18 protein-coding genes are annotated in these 18,414 nt (G+C 63.5%); 6 read left to right on the forward strand and 12 right to left on the reverse strand.

The window, feature by feature from the left end; all coding sequences use genetic code 11:
- Positions 1-65: 65 nt before the first annotated feature.
- The 11 genes from katG to JWJ88_RS01525 form a co-directional block, all read right to left on the reverse strand.
- On the reverse strand, positions 66-2,243 hold the full coding sequence (katG, locus tag JWJ88_RS01475; RefSeq protein ID WP_205294355.1) for a catalase/peroxidase HPI: 2,178 nt from the start codon (positions 2,241-2,243) through the stop codon (positions 66-68).
- Between the two features lie 256 nt (positions 2,244-2,499).
- On the reverse strand, positions 2,500-2,769 hold the full coding sequence (locus tag JWJ88_RS01480; RefSeq protein WP_205294356.1) for a hypothetical protein: 270 nt from the start codon (positions 2,767-2,769) through the stop codon (positions 2,500-2,502).
- The gene (locus JWJ88_RS01485) at positions 2,726-4,267 is read right to left on the reverse strand and encodes a nitrite reductase (RefSeq protein ID WP_205294357.1); all 1,542 of its coding nucleotides are present in this window, start codon (positions 4,265-4,267) and stop codon (positions 2,726-2,728) included. The genes JWJ88_RS01480 and JWJ88_RS01485 overlap by 44 nt, the downstream gene beginning before the upstream one ends.
- A complete protein-coding gene (nirJ, locus tag JWJ88_RS01490) occupies positions 4,242-5,465 on the reverse strand; it encodes a heme d1 biosynthesis radical SAM protein NirJ (protein ID WP_205294358.1) in 1,224 nt (407 codons plus the stop codon). The genes JWJ88_RS01485 and nirJ overlap by 26 nt, the downstream gene beginning before the upstream one ends.
- 13 nt (positions 5,466-5,478) lie before the next feature.
- On the reverse strand, positions 5,479-5,958 hold the full coding sequence (gene ahbB, locus JWJ88_RS01495; protein ID WP_205295091.1) for a siroheme decarboxylase subunit beta: 480 nt from the start codon (positions 5,956-5,958) through the stop codon (positions 5,479-5,481).
- Entirely contained in the window at positions 5,958-6,431 is a 474-nt protein-coding gene (locus JWJ88_RS01500) for an Lrp/AsnC family transcriptional regulator (protein ID WP_205294359.1), read from the reverse strand. The genes ahbB (JWJ88_RS01495) and JWJ88_RS01500 overlap by 1 nt, the downstream gene beginning before the upstream one ends.
- Positions 6,428-7,402 carry a siroheme decarboxylase subunit beta gene (gene ahbB / locus JWJ88_RS01505; RefSeq protein WP_205294360.1) on the reverse strand — a complete coding sequence of 325 codons (975 nt, stop codon included), beginning with the start codon at positions 7,400-7,402 and terminating at the stop codon, positions 6,428-6,430. The genes JWJ88_RS01500 and ahbB (JWJ88_RS01505) overlap by 4 nt, the downstream gene beginning before the upstream one ends.
- A gap of 2 nt (positions 7,403-7,404) precedes the next feature.
- On the reverse strand, positions 7,405-8,556 hold the full coding sequence (locus tag JWJ88_RS01510; protein WP_205294361.1) for a cytochrome D1 domain-containing protein: 1,152 nt from the start codon (positions 8,554-8,556) through the stop codon (positions 7,405-7,407).
- Positions 8,553-8,861, reverse strand: a complete 309-nt coding sequence (locus JWJ88_RS01515; RefSeq protein WP_205294362.1) for a c-type cytochrome — start codon at positions 8,859-8,861, stop codon at positions 8,553-8,555. The genes JWJ88_RS01510 and JWJ88_RS01515 overlap by 4 nt, the downstream gene beginning before the upstream one ends.
- The gene (cobA, locus tag JWJ88_RS01520) at positions 8,854-9,690 is read right to left on the reverse strand and encodes a uroporphyrinogen-III C-methyltransferase (RefSeq protein ID WP_240200172.1); all 837 of its coding nucleotides are present in this window, start codon (positions 9,688-9,690) and stop codon (positions 8,854-8,856) included. The genes JWJ88_RS01515 and cobA overlap by 8 nt, the downstream gene beginning before the upstream one ends.
- Before the next feature lie 64 nt (positions 9,691-9,754).
- A complete protein-coding gene (locus JWJ88_RS01525) occupies positions 9,755-11,425 on the reverse strand; it encodes a nitrite reductase (protein ID WP_205294364.1) in 1,671 nt (556 codons plus the stop codon).
- An 828-nt stretch (positions 11,426-12,253) separates the two neighbouring features.
- On the opposite strand from JWJ88_RS01525, the gene JWJ88_RS01530 reads away from it, so the two are divergent.
- The 6 genes from JWJ88_RS01530 to JWJ88_RS01555 are packed head-to-tail and all read left to right on the forward strand — an operon-like array spanning position 12,254 to position 17,628.
- On the forward strand, positions 12,254-12,706 hold the full coding sequence (locus JWJ88_RS01530) for a c-type cytochrome (RefSeq protein ID WP_205294365.1): 453 nt from the start codon (positions 12,254-12,256) through the stop codon (positions 12,704-12,706).
- A gap of 13 nt (positions 12,707-12,719) precedes the next feature.
- Entirely contained in the window at positions 12,720-14,108 is a 1,389-nt protein-coding gene (locus JWJ88_RS01535; RefSeq protein WP_205294366.1) for a cbb3-type cytochrome c oxidase subunit I, read from the forward strand.
- Between the two features lie 3 nt (positions 14,109-14,111).
- Positions 14,112-14,924 (forward strand): CbbQ/NirQ/NorQ/GpvN family protein, encoded by an 813-nt coding sequence (locus JWJ88_RS01540; protein ID WP_205294367.1) that lies wholly within the window; start codon positions 14,112-14,114, stop codon positions 14,922-14,924.
- Positions 14,925-14,938: 14 nt separating this feature from the next.
- On the forward strand, positions 14,939-16,855 hold the full coding sequence (locus tag JWJ88_RS01545) for a nitric oxide reductase activation protein NorD (protein ID WP_205294368.1): 1,917 nt from the start codon (positions 14,939-14,941) through the stop codon (positions 16,853-16,855).
- Positions 16,855-17,391, forward strand: a complete 537-nt coding sequence (locus tag JWJ88_RS01550; RefSeq protein ID WP_205294369.1) for a cytochrome c oxidase subunit 3 — start codon at positions 16,855-16,857, stop codon at positions 17,389-17,391. The genes JWJ88_RS01545 and JWJ88_RS01550 overlap by 1 nt, the downstream gene beginning before the upstream one ends.
- Before the next feature lie 3 nt (positions 17,392-17,394).
- Positions 17,395-17,628: a cytochrome C oxidase subunit IV family protein gene (locus JWJ88_RS01555; protein ID WP_205294370.1), complete on the forward strand. Its 234-nt coding sequence runs from the start codon at positions 17,395-17,397 to the stop codon at positions 17,626-17,628.
- 41 nt (positions 17,629-17,669) lie between these two features.
- On the opposite strand, the gene JWJ88_RS01560 is transcribed toward JWJ88_RS01555, so the two are convergent.
- Complete coding sequence (locus JWJ88_RS01560; RefSeq protein ID WP_205294371.1) at positions 17,670-18,344, reverse strand: Crp/Fnr family transcriptional regulator; 675 nt, start codon at positions 18,342-18,344, stop codon at positions 17,670-17,672.
- Positions 18,345-18,414: the final 70 nt, after the last annotated feature.

Below are 18,414 nucleotides of genomic sequence, written 5' to 3' on the forward strand. Positions count from 1 at the left end.
AATCGTTACCACTCTCGGTCCTTCGGATCAGGCCGCGCCAGACGCCTGCCGGAGAACCGATCCATTCACGACTGCAGATCGAAACGGTCGGCGTTCATCACCTTCGTCCAGGCGGCGGCGAAGTCCTTGACGAATTTCCCGGCGTTGTCGTCCTGGGCATAAACCTCGGCATAGGCACGCAGGATCGAGTTCGAGCCGAAAACCAGATCGACGCGGGTCGCGGTATATTTGGCCGCGCCGGTCTTACGGTCGCGGATCTCGTAAAGGTTGTCGCCCACCGGCACCCAGTTGTTGCCCATATCGGTCAGCGTGACGAAGAAATCGTTGCTCAGCGCGCCGTTGCGGTCGGTGAATACGCCATGGCTGGTGCCGCCATGGTTGGTTCCCAGCATCCGCATGCCGCCGACCAGCACCACCATCTCGGGCGCGCTCAGCCCCAGCAGTTGGGCGCGGTCCAGCAGCAGCTCTTCGGGCGAGACGGCATATTCCTGCTTTTGCCAGTTGCGGAAGCCATCGGCGATGGGTTCCAGCACCGCGAAGGAATCGGCGTCCGTCTGCTCGGCGGTGGCGTCGCCGCGACCCGGGGCAAAGGGCACCTCGATGTCATGGCCGACAGCACGGGCCGCCTGCTCGACGCCAAGGTTGCCGCCCAGAACGATCACGTCGGCAAGGCTTGCGCCGGTTTCAGCAGCGATGGGTTCCAGCACCGACAGCACGCGGGCCAGACGTTCGGGCTCATTGCCCTCCCAATCCTTTTGCGGGGCCAGACGGATGCGCGCGCCATTCGCGCCGCCGCGATGGTCCGAGCCCCGATAGGTGCGGGCGCTGTCCCAGGCGGTGGCGACCAGATCGGAAATGCTCAGCCCCGAGGCTGCGATCCGTGCCTTGACCGCCGCCACGTCGTAGTTGGTGTTGCCGGCGGGGATCGGGTCCTGCCAGACCAGATCCTCGGCCGGAACGTCCGGGCCGAGATAGCGCGATTTCGGCCCCATGTCGCGGTGTGTCAGCTTGAACCAGCCGCGGGCGAAGGCGTCGCTGAATGCCTGGAAGTCGTTCATGAAACGCAGCGAGATCTCGCGATAGATCGGATCGACCTTCAGCGCCATGTCGGCGTCGGTCATCATCGGCATGACGCGGATCGAGGGGTCCTCGACATCGACCGGCTTGTCCTCTTCGGCGATCGAGATCGGCGCCCATTGCGAAGCGCCCGCCGGGCTGTGCGTCAGCGTCCATTCATGCTTGAACAGCATGTGGAAGAAGCCATTGTCCCATTGCGTCGGGTTGGTGGTCCATGCGCCTTCAAGACCCGAAACCATGGTGTTGCGGCCGATGCCGCGACCGTTGGTGTTCAGCCAGCCAAGGCCCTGGAATTCCGGGCCGGCGGTTTCGGGATCGGGGCTGAGGTCGGTGGCATTGCCGTTGCCATGGCACTTGCCGATGGTGTGACCGCCCGCGGTCAGCGCCACGGTTTCCTCGTCGTTCATGCCCATGCGGGCAAAGGTTTCGCGCATCTGATAGGCGGTGGCCTGCGGGTCCGAGCGGCCGTTCACGCCCTCGGGGTTGACGTAGATCAGGCCCATCTGAACGGCCGCCAGCGGGTTCGACAGCGACTGAGCGTTGCTCACGTCTCCATAGCGACCGTCGCTGGGCGCCAGCCATTCCATTTCATCGCCCCAATAGGTGTCTTTCTCGGGGTGCCAGATGTCTTCGCGGCCGAAGGCGAAGCCATAGGTTTTCAGCCCGGCGACGTCATAGGCCACGGTGCCCGCCAGCATGATCAGGTCGGCCCAGGAAATCTTGTTGCCGTATTTTTTCTTGATCGGCCACAGCAGGCGGCGGCCCTTGTCGGTGTTGACGTTGTCGGGCCACGAGTTCAGCGGCGCGAAACGCTGGTTGCCGGTATTGGCGCCGCCGCGACCGTCGCTGGTCCGGTAAGAGCCGGCCGTGTGCCAGGCGGTGCGGGCGAACATGCCGACATAGCTGCCCCAGTCGGCGGGCCACCAGTCCTGGCTGTCGGTCATCAGCTGGCGGAGGTCGGCCTTGAGCGCCTCGACATCCAGCTTTTTCAGCTCTTCGCGGTAGTTGAAGTCCTTGCCGAGTGGGTTGGTCTTGCTGTCATGCTGGTGCAGGATGTCCAGATTCAGCGCATTCGGCCACCAAGCCGTGACCGAGCTGCCCATTGCCGTGTTACCGCCATGCATCACGGGGCATTTCCCCGTCGAAGCGATATCCTTGCCGTCCATGATAGCTCTCCTTTACAGGGCCGCGCCGCAGGGGCGGTGGGCCAGTTGACCTGGTGCGGACTGCGGCGTGAGGTGCAACCGCAGCGGATGGCTTTTTCGAATCTACGCACCTTCTGCGAGAGGTTTTAGCAGGTTTCGAAATCATTGGAATTTATAACTTTTAATGCCTAATATAATTTTTAGTTATGGATCGGAATAAACCACTGCGACCCCGGCCATTGGTATGGACACGGGGTTGCCGTGTGCCGAAGCTGGATCAGCTGCGGGGCCGGGCGCGATCCATCAGGCTGCGGATCCAACGACCCGCGGCCCAGCCCGCCGGGACGCCCAAGGCCAGCGCGGCGCCGGCCGCCTGCCCGGGCGGCAGGACGGGCAAGCCAAGCCAACTGGTCAGCAGCGACAGCATGAACAGGTTGATCCAGACCGCCGCCGCCGCAAAGGGGTAAAACAGCAGTGTCAGTTTCCAGACTGGCCAGCCGTCATCAGTGGCTGGTTCCGTCCTCGAAGGTGATCTTGTTCCAGACATTGTATTTCCCCGAGGGCTTGCGCATCGGCAGCCGTTTCACCTCTTCCAGCGTTTTCGCATCATAGACCACGACCGCGCCGTCGTCCTCCCACAATGAGGCCAGAACATGGCTGCCATCGCGGGTGAATTCGGTATGGGCAAAGGTCAGGCCCGGGAAGGGTTCAAGAGTCTTGACGATTTCCAGTGTTTCCTTGTCGATGACATACATCTTGCCCTTGTTCGGGCCAAAGAACACATCGGCCCAGACATAGGGGCTGGTGGCATGGCCGCGCAGGAAAAAGCCCGGACCATCTGTCTTGATCTGCTTGACCAGACTCCAGTCCTCCATGTCGATGACCGAAATCACGCCCTCTCCCAGATGCGGCGTGGCCATGACGCGGTGTCCCTCGCGCTCCCATGTGATGCCCGAACCCAGATGCGGCATACCGGGCAGCGGCAATTCGGCAATGGCGCGGCCGACATCCAGATTGACCACAACGCCCTTGTTGCCGTCGCGATTGGCACCGATGACCTCACGATAGTCGGGTGAAAAGAAGAAGTCGTCCAAAGGCTCGTTAATCGGAATTCGGCGGCGGGCGAACAACCCCTGTTCGGCGCCCACGGCTTCCTCCATGCCCTTTTCATAGCTGTGCACCAGCCCTTCATGGAAGGGGCCGGCGTCTGGATCGGTGGCGATTTCCCAGATCTCGGCAGCGTCCTTGAGCGCCAGAACAAAGCTTTTGCGTTGCGGGGCCTGATAGACGGCGCTGACCCGGCTGGGTGTTCCGTCGCGGGAGACGACATTTACCAACCGGACCGGGGCCAGATCCTCGGTCGAAAGGATGGTCAGGCTGGTCGGCAGGTAATTGGCGACAGCAAGCCATTTTCCGTCATGGCTCATGGCGATATTGCGGCTGTTCAGCGCGGCACGGATGCGGCCCACTTCTTGCAGCGACCAGATGTCGTATTTCTGGACCCAGCCGTCGCGGGACATGACAAAGACAAAGCGCCCGTCCGGGCTGAATTTCGGCCCGCCATGCACGGCAAAGGGGGTGGCGAACCGGTCCAGCACCTCGAACGTGTCGCCGTCAAGCACGCTGACATGATGGTCGCCGGTTTCAACCACCAGCGTGATGTTCATCGGGTCGGCGGCAAAGACCGGCTTTTCGGCGGGTTGGTAATCGGTGTTCATCTCGCGGCTGGCGGCGATTTCGTCCGCGGTCCAGTCCGGCAGGTGATCCAAGGGCGAGGTGATGTAATCCTTCAGCGCGGCAATACTTTCCGTGGTCAGTTCCGCCGCGAACCCCTCCATCTGGGTCGAGACGCGGCCTTCGGCGATGACCTGTTCGATACCCGGCACGCGGCCAAGTGTTTCGGGGATCAGTGCCGGGCCCGTGCCACCAAGGCGATCCTCGCCATGGCAACTGGCGCAATGGTCGGCGTAGTCGGTGGCCGGATCGGCTTGCGCCATCAAGGGCGCGGCCAACAGCAGGCTAAAGGAAACGATGTGCCGGATCATGGCTTTTTCCCCGGAAAGGTGTGACGGCGAGGCGGTCCAGATCGGCGCCTTGCGCGCCGATCTCGGTGCCCGAGAGATAGCAGGCCGGGTCCTCGGCCCAAGGGTCGCCGGTCAGTTGCAGCGCGCGGATACGGGTATTGCCCCCGCAGACCGTCTGATAGGCGCAGGCACCGCATCGGCCTTTCAAAGGGCGTGGCCGGGTGCGCAACGTGGCAAGGATCGGGTCGTCCCCGGTCCAGATATCCGAGAACGGTCGTTCCTTGACCGAACCCAGCGTATAGTCTGACCAGTAGGTGTCGGGATGAACCTTGCCTTGCGGGTCGATATTGCCAACACCCAGCCCCGAGGAATTGCCGCCCCAAGCCTCAAGATGCGTGCGCAGATGGGCGATGGCTTCGGGTGGGAAGCGCGTCTCGGCCCACCGCAGGAAATAGACCGCATCCGCGTCGTTGTTGCCGGTGACCACCTCCAGCGGTTCGCCCTTTTCCACCGCATCCCAGGCGCGGGCGATCAGCAGATCAAGGGCCCGGCGGGTGTGGGTGTGGGCGGTATCCTCGCCCCGGTGCTTGTCGCCGCGACCGGCATAAACCAGATGCGACAGATAGAATTTGTCCACCCCTTCGTCGCGGCAAAGATCCAGCATGGCCGGCAGGTTATGGGCATTGCCCTCGGTTATGGTAAAGCGCAGCCCGACCTTGACACCGCGCGCCTTGCAGGCCCGCACCCCCGCCAATGCCTGATCGAAGGCGCCTTCGACGCCGCGGAACCAGTCGTTCACCGCGCCGATGCCGTCCAGCGAAATGCCGACATAGTCAAAGCCCAGATCGGCCAGCCGGTCCACGTTCCCGGCGTCGATCTTGGTGCCATTGGTCGAAAGCGACAGGTGACGAAAGTTCAGTTTCCGCGCCTCTTCGGCCAGTTCCCAGAAGTCGAAGCGCGACATCGGCTCGCCCCCCGACAGGATCAGCGCGGGAATGCGGAAATCCGACAGGTCGCGCAGCACCGACATGGCCTGTTCATGCGTCAACTCGCCCGGAAAGGGCCGGTCGGCCGAGACGGTATAGCAATGGCGGCATTTCAGGTTGCAGCTTCGCGTCAGGTTCCAGATCACCACTGGCTTGACCGCACCGGGATGGCTGCGGCGGCTGGGCGGTGAAGGGTCCAGAAGCTGGTGCATATATTGGGTCAGGCGGAACATGGTGCCCTCCGTCTCAGCCGTCGCGCAAGCGAAGGCCGGTTTTTTTCAAAATCCGGGTGGAATACAGGATGTCGTCACCGCGGCAGGCCGGGCCGAGCAACGCGCGGACCTGAGCGCGCTTTTCCTCGACTTCGGCACGGCTTTGGCCATGCAGCATGGCAAAGAGGTTATAGCGCCAGACCGGTGCGCGCGGGCGCAGATAACAATGGGTTACGAAATCCAGCGCGCCGATTGTTTCGCCCAAAGGCGCGGCCTGCGCGTCCTCGACGTCCCAGACGCTCATACCATTGGCAGTCATGCCCAAGGCGTAATGGTTGGGCGCAATGGCGATGCGGCGGATCACGCCCTGGGCCTGCATGGCGGTCAGGCGGGCAATGACCTGCGCCTCGGTCAGGCCCAGATCCTCGGCGATGCGGGCATAGGGGGCATCGACAAGCGGCAGCCCGGCCTGAGTGGCGGCGATCAGCCGGCGGTCGGTGTCGTCCAGGACCATCATGCCGCCACCCGAAAGCCGATGAAGAATTCGCGCAGCTTGGGGAACTGCCAGACGGTCAGCCCGGTCTCGGCCTCGATCCGGCCGGCTGTTTCCGCGATGCCTTCAGGCGTGTCCGTGGCAAGGACGAACCACATGTTCAATTCGTGATCGCGGGCATAGTTATGCGCCACTTCGGGATGGGCGTTGACCAGTGCGGCGATGCGGTCAAAATCCGTCTCAGGCGCGGAAAGCGCGCAAAGACAGAATGCGCCGCCCATCGCTGCCGCGTCATAAAACGGACCAAAGCGTGTAATTGCACCAATCCCCCGCAGCCGTTTCAACCGCTCGATCAATTCGGTGCCCGGCAGGCCAAGCGCCGCGCCGGCGTCGTCAAAGGGACGAGGGCTAAGCGGAAAACCTTCTTGCAGGGTGTTCAGGATGGCGCGGTCGATGCCATCCAGCGCCTCGGGCGGCAGGGTCTGGCGCTTCATGCGGCCTCCCTCGCGATGGTGGCGCCGCGCTGGCGAAAGCAGCGGGTCGAGAACAGAATATGATGCGGTATCCCGGCCAGTTCCGGCAAGGCGCTGGCCTTGGCCAGCACCTCCATCGCCTCGGCGCGCGAGCGGCCATGGATCATGCAGAAAAGCGGGCAATCCCACAGGCCCGGTACCGTGCGGCGCTGATAGCACAAGGTCACGCCCGGGACCGCCGCCAGCGCCTTGCCGGCCGCCTCGACGGCGGTTTCGGGCAGGCGCCAGACCACCATGGCATTCTCGCTCCAGCCAAGTGCGCGGTGTTTCACGATGACGCCGACGCGGGTCAGCAAACGCGCTTCGGCCAAGGCGCGGATGCGCGAGATCACCTCGGCCTCGCTGCGCTTAAGCGCCTGCCCCAGCGCCATGAAAGGGCGTGGAACCAGCGCAAGCCCTGTCGATAGCGCCTGCATCAGCGCCTTGTCCTGCGGGCGCAACACATCCAGATCGGCGGGCCGATCCAGCGCCATGGCGCGGCGCGGACCCATCAATGGAAAGCCAAGGTCGATGTTGAAAGCGCGGACCAACGGCAGGGACAGCACCTGCAGATCTGTCGCGGCTTCGATCCGGGCAAGGCTGTGGGCCAAGGCCTCGGCGTCGGGGGCGGTGGCGACGAACCACAGGTTCCAGTCGCTGCCTTCTCGCAGGTAGGAATGGTTGACGCCCGGTTCGGTGCCGACCAGCGCCGCGACCTCGTCAATGCGCGGGGTTGGGACCTGCAGCGCGGCCAAGGTCGAGGCGCCGGCGGTGTTCGGCCGGCTGGTGGCGCCTACGCGGGCGACAACCCCCTGTTCACGCAGATGCGTCAGCCGGGCGATCACCTCGGCCTCGGTGGTGCCGAGGCGGGATGCCATGGCGGCGAAGGGCCGGGTCTGCAACGGCAAGTCGCGTTGGAAGCCGTCCAGCAATCTCAGGTCCAGATCATCCATAGTCATAACCCCGTGCGATGCGCGCGGTCGGTGAAGAAGATGCCCGAGGGCGCGAGTGCCTCGATCTCTCCCAGGATTTCGTGAGTGCGGGCATCGCGGATTTCGACCCGGTTCTCGTCGCGGACGGACATCCAGACCTCGCGCCCGCGCGGGGCGAATTCCATGTGCAACACCCCCTTGCCGGGGGTCAGGGTCCGGATGACCTCATGGGTCAGGACGTCGACCACCTGTATCTTGTCGTTGTCGGGGGGGGCGAAATTCACCCACACCTCGCGCCGGTCGGGGCGAGCCAGGGCAAAGACCGGCTGCCCGGCCAGATCGGTGCGCGCAATCTCGGTCAGGTCCTCTGCATCGACCCAAAGCAACTGGTGGAGCCCGACGGCGGGAAGGGCAAAGACCCCGTCCGCCAAGGTCCAGCCCTGCAGGTGCGGCATCTTATAGACCGGCAGATCGGGTTGATCCTTGCCATAATCGGGCAGGAAACGCGTAACCTCGGGCGGGTCCTGCCACAGGTCGACCTGCGTCAGCCCCTTTTCCCCGAAAAGCCCGACGATATAACGCCGCCCGTCTGCGGTCAGCAGCGCGTCATAGGGGTTGGCGCCGATCCCTTCGAGCTTCGTAATCGCGGGCTGTGCCGGATCGGCCGAGTGGTCGAGAATCCAAACCTCGCCCGTGTCCCAGGTGGCGACGACAAAACGGGACCCCGGCGCATCGGCGATGCCCACGGTCTTGGAGCCCATCGGCACATCCGCCACCTGCTCCAGCGTGTCCGCGTCGAAGACCTTGACGCCGCCCGGCTCGTAATTGGCCACGGCAATCAGCCGGCCATCGTCCGAGATCGCGCCGCCGATGGAGTTGCCCCCTTGCACGACGCGGTTGACGATCTGCCGGGTCAGGATATCGACCTTGGTCAGCCCGCCGTCGCGGCCAAAGACATAGGCGAAACGCTCATCAGGGGAATAGACCAGACTGGCATGGGACAGATCGCCCAACCCCTCGATCCGGCCAAGGGCGGCCCGCTCGCTGCGGTCCACCACCAGAAGGGATCCGGCCTCGCGTTCGACGATCAGGCCCAGATCGCCGGTGCCGCGCAGGTCATCGGCAAGGGCAGGCGTGGCGATCAGCAGGGCGGCAAGAAATGCCTTGAGCATCATTCCGTCTCCGTCAGAAGGTAGTCGGCGATCCAGCGGGCGTCATCCTCGGTCAAAAGCGGGCGCCAGCCGGGCATGGCTGTGCCCGGCATGCCGTCCAGAATCACACTGCTCAGATCCTCGATATCGCGGCCGTCAAGCGCCTCGGCGGTGATCGGGCGGCCCAAGCCACCCGTCATCCGTAAGCCGTGGCAAGAGCCGCAGTCCTGCCGGACCATGTGACGCAACTCGTCCTGGCGTGCGGCGTCGGGAGGTTCCGCGATGGCGGAACCGGCCAGCAACACCAGCAGGAGCGCCAGTTTAGCCATGCGCCACCATCCGCCACTCGGGGCGGTAAAGCTCGGAAGGCAGGGCGCAGTCTTCGGCCATGGCCGCGACATGACCGATGACGAACAGCACCGGCGCGGGCAGCGGCTCGCGTGCCAATACGGCGGCGATATCCGCGAGCGTCGCATGCAATCGGCGCTCTTGCGGGGTGCTGGCCTGCGACACCGCCAAGACCGGCAGGTCAGAAGGCATGCCGTGGCGGATCAACTCGCATGTAATCTGTGTCATGTTGGCCGCGCCCATATAGACGACCAACGTGGTCTGCGGATCGGCGAGCGATGCCCAATCAAGGTCCAGCGCCGCGTCCCGCGCCCGATGGCCGGTGACGTGCCGCAGCCCGGTGGCCAGTCCGCGATGGGTCAGTGGGAAGCGGGCCGAGGTCGCGGCGCCCTGTGCCGCCGTGATGCCGGGGACATAATCACAGGGAATACCTGCGCGCCTCACAGCCTCAAATTCCTCGCCGCCGCGGCCAAAGATCGTGGGATCGCCGCCCTTGAGCCGGGCCACGGTCAGGCCGGACAGGCCCAGTTCGACCAGAAGATCGTTGATTTGTTCCTGTGGGACCGGATGAAAACCTGCCGCCTTGCCCACTGCGATACGCCGCGTATGAGAGGGGACGCAGGCCATCACCTCGTCCGAGACCAGCCGGTCATGCACCACCACATCGGCCTCTTGCAAAAGTCGCAGCGCCCGCAGTGTCAGCAGGTCCGGATCGCCCGGTCCTGCGCCGATCAGATGGACCTTGCCCACTGCCGGTCCGCCTGCCGGAGCCTTGCCTGCCGTGTCGCCCGTCGCCGTCTTGCCGGCCATGTCGAACCCCATTGAATTACTGCCGGGATGGGGGCGCGAACGCCCCCACCTGGGTTGTTATCGATCAGTAGACGTCAGCCATGGTGTTGTAGACGTTGAACTTGCCGGTCGGCGTGATCAGACGCTCGTCCTTGAGAACGTGCTTCAACTCCAGCGTCTTGTCGTCCACGATGACCAGTGCGGATTGCTGATCCTTGCCGTTCCAGACGCTGAACCAGATCTCCGTACCTTCCTTGTTGAACTCGCCCTGCACGATGCGGGGCTGGCCCTCGGAAATGCCGGCCCATTCGGCGATGGGCAGCGTGGTGAACTCGGGGTCCGATCCATCGCCCTTCATCGCATTGATGTCGAAGACCGCGATCGAGCCCGAGATCTCGAGTTCGGGGTTCAGTGTCGCGTCGACATAAAGGTAATGCGATTTCGGGTGCGTCTTGACGAACAGCGAGCCGCCGCCAAGTGCCGGGAAGGTGTCCACGATCTTCCAGGCCTGGTCGGGATGCCCTTCGGGGTCGGTCCCGATCAGCGCCACCGATTCGTCGCCCAGGTGCGAGGTCGCCCAGACCGGCCCGAAGGTCGGGTGAACGAAGTTTGCGCCACGACCCGGGTGCGGGGTCAGGCCCTCGGTGTCTTCGACGGCAACCAGTTTGCCCTCTTTGGTGTCGATCACCACCAGCTTGTTGCGGGCGTTCGCAGCAGTGATGAAGTACCGGTGAGTGCTGTCCAGACCGCCGTCGTGCAGGAACCGCTCGGCCTCGATCTCGGTGGTCTTGAGGTTCTTGAGGTCGGTATAGTCGACCAGCAGGATCTTGCCGGTTTCCTTGACGTTGACGATGAACTCGGGCCGGTAGTGGCTGGAGAGGATCGCGGCAACGCGCGGTTCGGGGTGATATTCCTGCTCATCGTAGGTCATGCCGCGGGTCGACTGGATCTTTTTCGGCTCCAGCGTTGCACCGTCCATGATGACATATTGCGGCGGCCAATATGCGCCGGCGATGGCGTATTTGTCCTCCCAGCCCTCCATCTTCGAGGTCTCGATCGAGCGCGCTTCGGAGCCGATCTTGATCTCGGCCACGGTGGTGGGCTCTTTCATCCACAGGTCGATCATGTTGATCTTGCCGTCACGACCGATGACGAAGAGGTTGCGGCCCGAGGCCGACAGACGGCTGATGTGGACTGCGTAGCCGGTGTCGATGACGGCCTTGATCTCATAGGTGGCGCCGTCGATCAGTGCGATCTGACCCGCGTCGCGCAGCGTGACGCTGAACAGGTTTTCCAGATCCCAGTCGTTTTCCTGCTTCGTGGGCCGGTCTTCCGGGGCAACGTGGACTTTCCAGGTTTCCAGCATCTCTTTCATGCCGAATTCCGGCGGAGCGGCGGGGTCCTGAAGCACGTATTTGGCCATCAGATCGACCTGCTCGGCCGTAAGATCGCCCGAGGTGCCCCAGTTCGGCATGCCTGCGGGGGACCCATAGGTGATGAAGCTTTGCAGGTATTCAAACCCCAGCTCGCGCGTCAGGTCCGGGGTCAGCGCCTTGCCGGTCGCGCCCTTGCGCAAGACGCCATGGCAGCCGGCGCAGCGTTCGAAATAGATCTTGTTGGCTTCGCTGTATTCGTCGGCAGTCAGTTCCGGGATGCTATCATGTTCTTGTGCGGCGACCGCAAGCGGTCCAAGGACAAGGGCCAGGGCTGCCGAGGCCAAGAGGCCGGGTCTGGCGAATGGTGTCCTTTGTCTCATCTGGCTTTCCTATTTGCTGGCGCGCGTTCGAGCCGTTCCTGGGCGCAAACCGCGTTCACGGCTTTGACCTTAATCAAGAGGGGGGTGCGGCATTTGCGCGGTCGGCAGGGCGAATTTTCCGACCACGAGGGCGCTGGACGACAAGTTTGTCTTCGCGGTCCGCTGCCTGCTGCGACCCTGCTGGTCTTGATGCCGCTGCATCCGGAAGGCCCGGATGGGCCGGCAATGCCAGTCGCGAGGGCCGGATGTCGGGTATCGGCTGGTGGGGAATCGCAACGACCAAAGGCTATTGTGGAAGGCTGCCGGATGTTTTGATTGCGGCGACGTCTCCGGGGCGAGATCGGTGGTGCGCTGGCCTGGACCTTGGCGTTACCAAGGTCCGTTCGCAGAGTTCGGGGTGTCGATCTGTCGCAGGGCGAAAAGCGCGGCAAGCGCCGTTGGCCACAATCTATCGCGTCACGATTTCAGTGGGGGTGATTCGCGATGGTATCCCGTGCCGCGTCCGGGTGCTGGTGCCGATGCGCGACGCGTTTCCTGCGGTTTCTTGCCGGCAGATGCACGCCGCCCTGCACTTTGGAAGTGGTTTTCGATCCGCGTGGACAATCCGGCGCAGGCGGTCGGGCTTTCGGCTGTGCTTTGCCTGATAGGCCTTCGCGCCGGTCAGGAGTGTCTGCCGGATTGACGCACTGAACGGATGATTCTCACAAAAGCGGCCGAATTTCCTTGCAAAATTCAGGGGATTTCCAAAGCTTGACTTCCGTCAATGAATGACTCGGCCACCCGGTCCAGTCAATCACCATTCGATAATAACAGATAGGGACCCGCGTCATGAGCGAAATCATGACTAAGAACATGGCCCGAAACGTCTTCTATGGCGGGTCCATATTCTTCATTCTGATCTTTGGCGCTTTGACTGTTCACAGCCACATCTACGCCCGCACCAAGGCCGTGGATGAAAGCCAACTCACCCCCTCGGTCGTCGAGGGCAAACACATCTGGGAGCGCAATACCTGCGTCAACTGCCATAGCATCCTTGGCGAGGGCGCCTATTTTGCCCCCGAACTGGGCAATGTCATGCGGCGCTGGGGGGTTCAGGACGATCCCGAATCTGCTTTCGAGACCATGAAAGGATGGATGGAATCCATGCCAACGGGGATCGAGGGTCGCCGTCAGATGCCCCATTTCGATCTGACGGATGACGAATACCGGGCGCTGACCGACTTCCTGCTGTGGACCGGCACGATCAACACCCAAAACTGGCCGCCAAACGACGCGGGCTGAGGGGGACACATCAATGAGATATCAATCGCAACGCATCGCCTATCTCTACTTCCTGGCGGCCATGGCGCTGTTCGCCATTCAGGTCAGCGTCGGGCTGCTCATGGGTTGGATTTACGTCAATCCGAACTTCCTGTCCGAACTGCTGCCCTTCAACATCGTAAGGATGCTGCACACCAACAGCCTCGTCGTCTGGCTGCTCCTGGGCTTTTTCGGCGCCACCTATTACATCCTGCCCGAAGAAGCCGAACGCGAGATCCACTCGCCGCTTCTGGCCTATATCCAGCTTGCCATTCTGGTGCTGGGCACGCTGGGCGCGGTCGTGACCTATGTCTTCGACCTGTTCCACGGCCACTGGCTGCTTGGCAAAAACGGGCGCGAGTTCATCGAACAGCCGACGTGGGTCAAGATCGGCATCGCCGTTGCCGCTGTGATCTTCATGTACAACGTCAGCATGACCGCGCTGCGCGGCCGGCGCACGGCGGTTACCAACGTGCTGATCATGGGGCTTTGGGGCCTTGTCGTGCTGTGGCTCTTTGCCTTCTACAACCCGTCGAACCTCGTGCTCGACAAGCAATACTGGTGGTGGGTCATTCACCTCTGGGTTGAGGGTGTGTGGGAGCTGATCATGGCCGCGATCCTCGCCTTCCTGATGCTTAAGCTGACCGGCGTGGACCGCGAAGTGGTCGAGAAATGGCTCTATGTCATCGTGGCCACGGCGCTGTTCTCGGGCATCCTGGGGACCGGGCACCACTATTACTGGATCGGTCTGCCGGCTTACTGGCAATGGATCGGCTCGATCTTCTCGAGCTTCGAGATCGTCCCCTTCTTCGCCATGATGTCCTTTGCTTTCGTCATGGTCTGGAAGGGTCGGCGCGACCACCCGAACAAGGCCGCGTTGGTCTGGAGCTTGGGCTGCACCGTGCTGGCCTTCTTCGGGGCCGGGGTCTGGGGCTTCCTGCACACTTTGCACGGGGTGAACTACTACACCCACGGCACGCAGATCACTGCCGCGCACGGCCACCTGGCCTTCTATGGCGCCTATGTCTGTCTGGTGCTGGCGCTCGTGACCTATTGCATGCCGATCATGAAGAACCGCGACCCCTATAACCAGGTGTTGAACATGGCCTCGTTCTGGCTGATGTCCTCGGGCATGGTGTTCATGACTGTGACGCTGACCTTCGCCGGCACGGTCCAGACCCACCTGCAGCGTGTCAATGGCGAGTTCTACATGGACGTGCAGGATGGTCTGGCGCTGTTCTACTGGATGCGCTTCGGTTCGGGCGTGGCCGTGGTGCTGGGTGCATTGCTGTTCATCTATGCGGTGCTGTTTCCGCGCCGCGAGGTGGTCATCGCCGGCCCGGTGCAAAAGCACAAGGACGGCCATCTTGAGGCTGCGGAGTAAGCCATGAACGCGCATGCGAAAACTGAACGGAAAGGGGCGGCTGACGCCCCCTTCTACCTGCCGCAGGGCGACGAGGTCGCCGTTTTCGAGGCTGCCGCCGCGAACGACCTGCCGGTGCTGCTGAAAGGCCCGACCGGTTGCGGCAAGACCCGCTTTGTCGCCCATATGGCGGCGCGGCTGGGCCGGCCGCTTTATACGGTGGCCTGTCACGACGACCTTTCTGCCGCCGACCTGATCGGGCGTTATCTGCTCAAGGGCGGTGAGACGGTCTGGGCCGACGGTCCGCTGACCCGCGCCGTACGGGAGGGCGCGATCTGCTATCTTGACGAGGTGGTCGAGGCGCGCAAGGACGTGACCGTTGTGCTGCATCCCCTGACCGATGACCGCCGCATTCTGCCCATCGACCGCACGGGCGAGGAAATTGAGGCGGCACCCGGCTTCATGCTGGTCGCGAGCTACAACCCCGGCTATCAGAACATCCTGAAAACACTCAAGCCTTCGACCCGGCAGCGGTTCGTCGCCATGGAGTTCGACTTCCCCGAACCCGAGCGCGAGACCGAGATCGTTGTCCGTGAAAGCGGGCTGGACCGGGATCGCACGCTTGGGTTGGTGCGGCTGGCCGGCAAGATCCGCGGATTGAAGGGTCAGGATCTGGAAGAGGGTGTCTCGACCCGATTGGTGGTCTATGCCGCCACGCTGACCCAGCGCGGCATGAACCTCGACCGTGCTATCGAGGCTGCGATGATCGAGCCCCTGACCGACGACGCCGAGGTCAAGCGAGGTCTGCGCGACCTTGCCGCGGCGATCTTCGGCTGAAAAGGGGGCGCGGCATGGGTCTGGATCTGGAACCTTGGGAGCCAGAGGAAACTGTCGGCAAGATCTGGCACGTCTGGGCCAGCAGCTTTGGCGCGCCGCAGGATTTCGAGGATCAGGCGGTGGCGCTGACCGAGGTTTCCGGACGCATTGCGGTGCTGTTCCGGGCTTTGGGCGGCGGTGCTGCGATTGAAATCCGACCCGCGGCCGCGCAGGCCTCGCACCACCGCATCCGCTGGCGCCGCCGATTGGGCACGCCGGTCGAGATAACGCCCGTGGCCCGCTTCGACGGTGAGATCCTGCGTCTGCCGGAACGGCTGTCGGTGCTGCCGTCGCGTCAGGCGAACGGGGCGCTCTATCTTTGGCTTGCGGCCTGTGCGGCACATGGCGACATGGCGCTGCCGCAGGACGATCCGCTTTGTCGTGACCTCGCGCGGTTGGGTGCGGCAAGACGGGCGGTTCAGGCCACGTTGCAGGATGCGCCAGGTCTGGCGGGGCTTTATCACGACCTTTCCGAAATGGTCCTATCGTTGCGCCCGGTCGCTGCTCTGCCCCGGGCCGAAGCGGCGGTCGAGGCAATCATCCGCCATCTGCTGGGCGACCCGGCACCGCTGCCGCCCCTTGCCAGCGAGTGGCTGGCGACGCTGGACGAACCGCAGGCCCGGGCGCCGCATGGTTATCGGCCGATGCGGCCGGTGCCGCTTTGGCCCGATCTGGCCGCGCCCGAGACTGCACTTGCCGCAGCGCCCGGCGATGCGCCCGACGGCATTGCCGCCGATCCGGCCAGCAACCGGATGTTTCGCGCCCGCCGCCGCCGCAGCGATCAGCCGCAGCGCCGCGACAGCCTGATCCTGCACAAATTCGAGGCTCTGCTAAGCTGGGCCGATCTGATGAACCTCAACCGGCATGTCGATGATGATGATCAGGACGACGCGAAGAAGGCGGCAGAGGATCAGGAAGAACTGGGCCTTGGCCAGGTGTCGAAGGCACCGGCGACGCGCCTGCGGCTGCATCTCGATCTTGCGCCCGAGGACGCGGATCTTGAGGCTGTCGCCGGTATCCACACCTATCCGGAGTGGGATGCGCGCCGGGGCCGCTATCTTGCGCATCATGTGCGCGTGCTGGAAAACCGCGCGCCCGAGCATGACGAGCCGCTGGCCCCCGACGCCGGCGCACAAGCCCGCATCCGCGCCGTTCGCCGCCAGTTCGAGGCCTTGCGCCCCGGCCGCATCACAACCACCGGTCACCGCGACGGAGAAGAGCTGGACTCGGAACTGACAGTTCGGGCCGCCGCTGATCTGCGCGCGACCGGGCAGGGCAGCGACCGCATCTGGCGCCAGTCCCGGCCCTTGGCGCGCAACCTTGCGGTGTCGATTTTGCTGGATGTATCGCGGTCGACCGAAAGCGCGGTCACGGGGCGTGGGGTGATCGAGGTTGAGCGCGAGGCGCTGGCGGCGCTGGCTTGGGGGCTGGACGCTTGCGGTGACCGATTCGCGATCAACGCTTTTTCCTCGCTGAAACGCGACCGGGTGTTTCTTAGCACGTGCAAGGGTTTCGACGAACCGATGGGGGTTGCGATCGAGCGGCGCATCGCCGGACTGCGCCCGCGCTTTTACACAAGGCTCGGCGCGGGAATTCGCCATGCCTCGGCCGGGCTGGCGGCGCAAACAAGCAGCCGGCGGCTGTTGCTGGTCATTACCGACGGCAAGCCCAACGACCTTGACCACTATGAAGGCCGTCATGGCATCGAAGACAGCGCCATGGCGGTGCGCGAAGCACGGCGGGCGGGTCATGCCGTGCATGGCATCACTGTGGACCGCGACGGCAAAAGCTGGTTTCCCCGTATATTCGGCCAAGGCGGATTTTCGTTGATTCCGCACCCCGACCGATTGATGGCGGCTTTGCCGGTGATCTATCGGCAGTTGGTGGGGTAATGCGGGCTCAGGACCTTCCCGGCGAACCCATCATGTGGGTGCTTATTGCCTCGGAACTGCTGGTTTTTGCTGCCGGCATCACCGCAATGGCCGCTGTGCGATTGACCGATCCCGCAGGATTTGCGCAGGCTCAGGGTCAGTTGCACGGCTGGATGGCAGCGTTGAACACAGCGATCCTTGTCACTTCCGGCTTTTTCGCCGCTCAGGCTGAACTTGCCTGCCGAAACGGCAACCGGCGTCGAGCGCGGGTGGGGCTGTTGCTGGCGTCGCTTGGCGGGGTGGCTTTTCTGGCCGTGAAAGGCTTGGAATATATCGGCGATATCCGGGCTGGCCTTGGCATGGAAAGCCATCCGTTCTTTACGTTCTACTATCTGCTGACAGGTTTTCACGCAGCGCATGTCCTGTTCGGTATCGGCGTTCTGGCACTGGTCGCGACAAGGCTGCGCACAGAGGAGGTGCAGGCGGGAGCCGCCTTTTGGCATATGGTCGATCTGGTCTGGGTGCTTATTTTGCCGCCGATCTATCTGTTGGGCTAGGGTATGGAACTGACGCGCATCTGGTTGACCCTGCTGGCGTTGACGGCCGTGACGACGGCGCTGGCCTTTGTTCCCGGTCCCTTAGCGGCCGCAGGGCTGCTGGTGCTGGCGCTGCTCAAGGCCCGCGCAATTTTGGGCGGTTTTCTGCACCTTAGCCGTGAAACGGGATGGCGAGGGGTCTTTGTCGTCCCGCTGACGATCTGGTTGGCGCTTATCTGGGGGCTGCATGTCATATGAGCGGTCAGATCGTCCCGCTGCCCTTGCGGCCATCCGCGCGGCTAATCCATCGCCAGCGTGCGCAACTGGGCGATATCGGCGATGATCGCCTTGTCGGCCTCGACCTCGACCCCATGTCGGCGCAGGCGGGCAAAGGCGCGCGACAGGCTTTCGGGCTGCATGCCAAGATGCCCGGCGATCAGGCGTTTGTTATAGGGCAGCCGCACCTCGGCGGGGCCTTCCTCGATATCGGAAAGGTCGGCCAGAAACTGCGCCACGCGCTGCACCCCGGTATGGGCCTTGAGGTTTTCGATCTGGTCCACCAGCCCTTGCAGATGCACGAAGGTCGAGGCCAGAAGCCCGATGGCGAATTCCTGATTCTCCAGCAGGAACTGCCGCAACCGCGTTCCGTCGATCTGCAGCAGCGTGCAGTCCGAAATCGCCTCGGCCGAAACGGGATAGGGCGTGCCACGCAGGACCATGGCCTCGGCAAAGCTCCGGTTGCGGCCCAGAATCGCCACCACCGCCTCGGTCCCGTTTGGAGTCAGCCGTGATAGTTTGATGAAACCGTTCAGCACGATGAACACCGCGCGGGCCGGATCGCCTTGCACGAAGATCGTCTCGCCTTCGTGATAGCTGCGGCGCTGCGCGTCCTTGAGCAACTTGTCGCGCATCTCGGGCGTCAAACCGTTCAGCAGCACGGATTTCTTCACCGCCTCGGGCAGGGGGGTGCTCATCGGATCCTCATCCTTCGTTTCGCGCGAAGCCGACTTTCGCACGAGCGGCGGATAAGGGAAAGACCGTGCA

The sequence above is a fragment of the Paracoccus methylovorus genome (assembly GCF_016919705.1).
GTDB lineage: Bacteria > Pseudomonadota > Alphaproteobacteria > Rhodobacterales > Rhodobacteraceae > Paracoccus > Paracoccus methylovorus.

What these genes read in the sequence shown, in the direction of transcription:
- katG (WP_205294355.1), bottom strand. Translation starts at nt 2,243, where the DNA reads ATGGACGGCAAGGATATCGCTTCGACGGGGAAATGCCCCGTGATGCAT.
- JWJ88_RS01480 (WP_205294356.1), bottom strand. Translation starts at nt 2,769, where the DNA reads ATGTCTGGAACAAGATCACCTTCGAGGACGGAACCAGCCACTGATGAC.
- JWJ88_RS01485 (WP_205294357.1), bottom strand. Translation starts at nt 4,267, where the DNA reads ATGATCCGGCACATCGTTTCCTTTAGCCTGCTGTTGGCCGCGCCCTTG.
- nirJ (WP_205294358.1), bottom strand. Translation starts at nt 5,465, where the DNA reads ATGTTCCGCCTGACCCAATATATGCACCAGCTTCTGGACCCTTCACCG.
- ahbB (WP_205295091.1), bottom strand. Translation starts at nt 5,958, where the DNA reads ATGGTCCTGGACGACACCGACCGCCGGCTGATCGCCGCCACTCAGGCC.
- JWJ88_RS01500 (WP_205294359.1), bottom strand. Translation starts at nt 6,431, where the DNA reads ATGAAGCGCCAGACCCTGCCGCCCGAGGCGCTGGATGGCATCGACCGC.
- ahbB (WP_205294360.1), bottom strand. Translation starts at nt 7,402, where the DNA reads ATGGATGATCTGGACCTGAGATTGCTGGACGGCTTCCAACGCGACTTG.
- JWJ88_RS01510 (WP_205294361.1), bottom strand. Translation starts at nt 8,556, where the DNA reads ATGATGCTCAAGGCATTTCTTGCCGCCCTGCTGATCGCCACGCCTGCC.
- JWJ88_RS01515 (WP_205294362.1), bottom strand. Translation starts at nt 8,861, where the DNA reads ATGGCTAAACTGGCGCTCCTGCTGGTGTTGCTGGCCGGTTCCGCCATC.
- cobA (WP_240200172.1), bottom strand. Translation starts at nt 9,690, where the DNA reads ATGGCCGGCAAGACGGCGACGGGCGACACGGCAGGCAAGGCTCCGGCA.
- JWJ88_RS01525 (WP_205294364.1), bottom strand. Translation starts at nt 11,425, where the DNA reads ATGAGACAAAGGACACCATTCGCCAGACCCGGCCTCTTGGCCTCGGCA.
- JWJ88_RS01530 (WP_205294365.1), top strand. Translation starts at nt 12,254, where the DNA reads ATGAGCGAAATCATGACTAAGAACATGGCCCGAAACGTCTTCTATGGC.
- JWJ88_RS01535 (WP_205294366.1), top strand. Translation starts at nt 12,720, where the DNA reads ATGAGATATCAATCGCAACGCATCGCCTATCTCTACTTCCTGGCGGCC.
- JWJ88_RS01540 (WP_205294367.1), top strand. Translation starts at nt 14,112, where the DNA reads ATGAACGCGCATGCGAAAACTGAACGGAAAGGGGCGGCTGACGCCCCC.
- JWJ88_RS01545 (WP_205294368.1), top strand. Translation starts at nt 14,939, where the DNA reads ATGGGTCTGGATCTGGAACCTTGGGAGCCAGAGGAAACTGTCGGCAAG.
- JWJ88_RS01550 (WP_205294369.1), top strand. Translation starts at nt 16,855, where the DNA reads ATGCGGGCTCAGGACCTTCCCGGCGAACCCATCATGTGGGTGCTTATT.
- JWJ88_RS01555 (WP_205294370.1), top strand. Translation starts at nt 17,395, where the DNA reads ATGGAACTGACGCGCATCTGGTTGACCCTGCTGGCGTTGACGGCCGTG.
- JWJ88_RS01560 (WP_205294371.1), bottom strand. Translation starts at nt 18,344, where the DNA reads ATGAGCACCCCCCTGCCCGAGGCGGTGAAGAAATCCGTGCTGCTGAAC.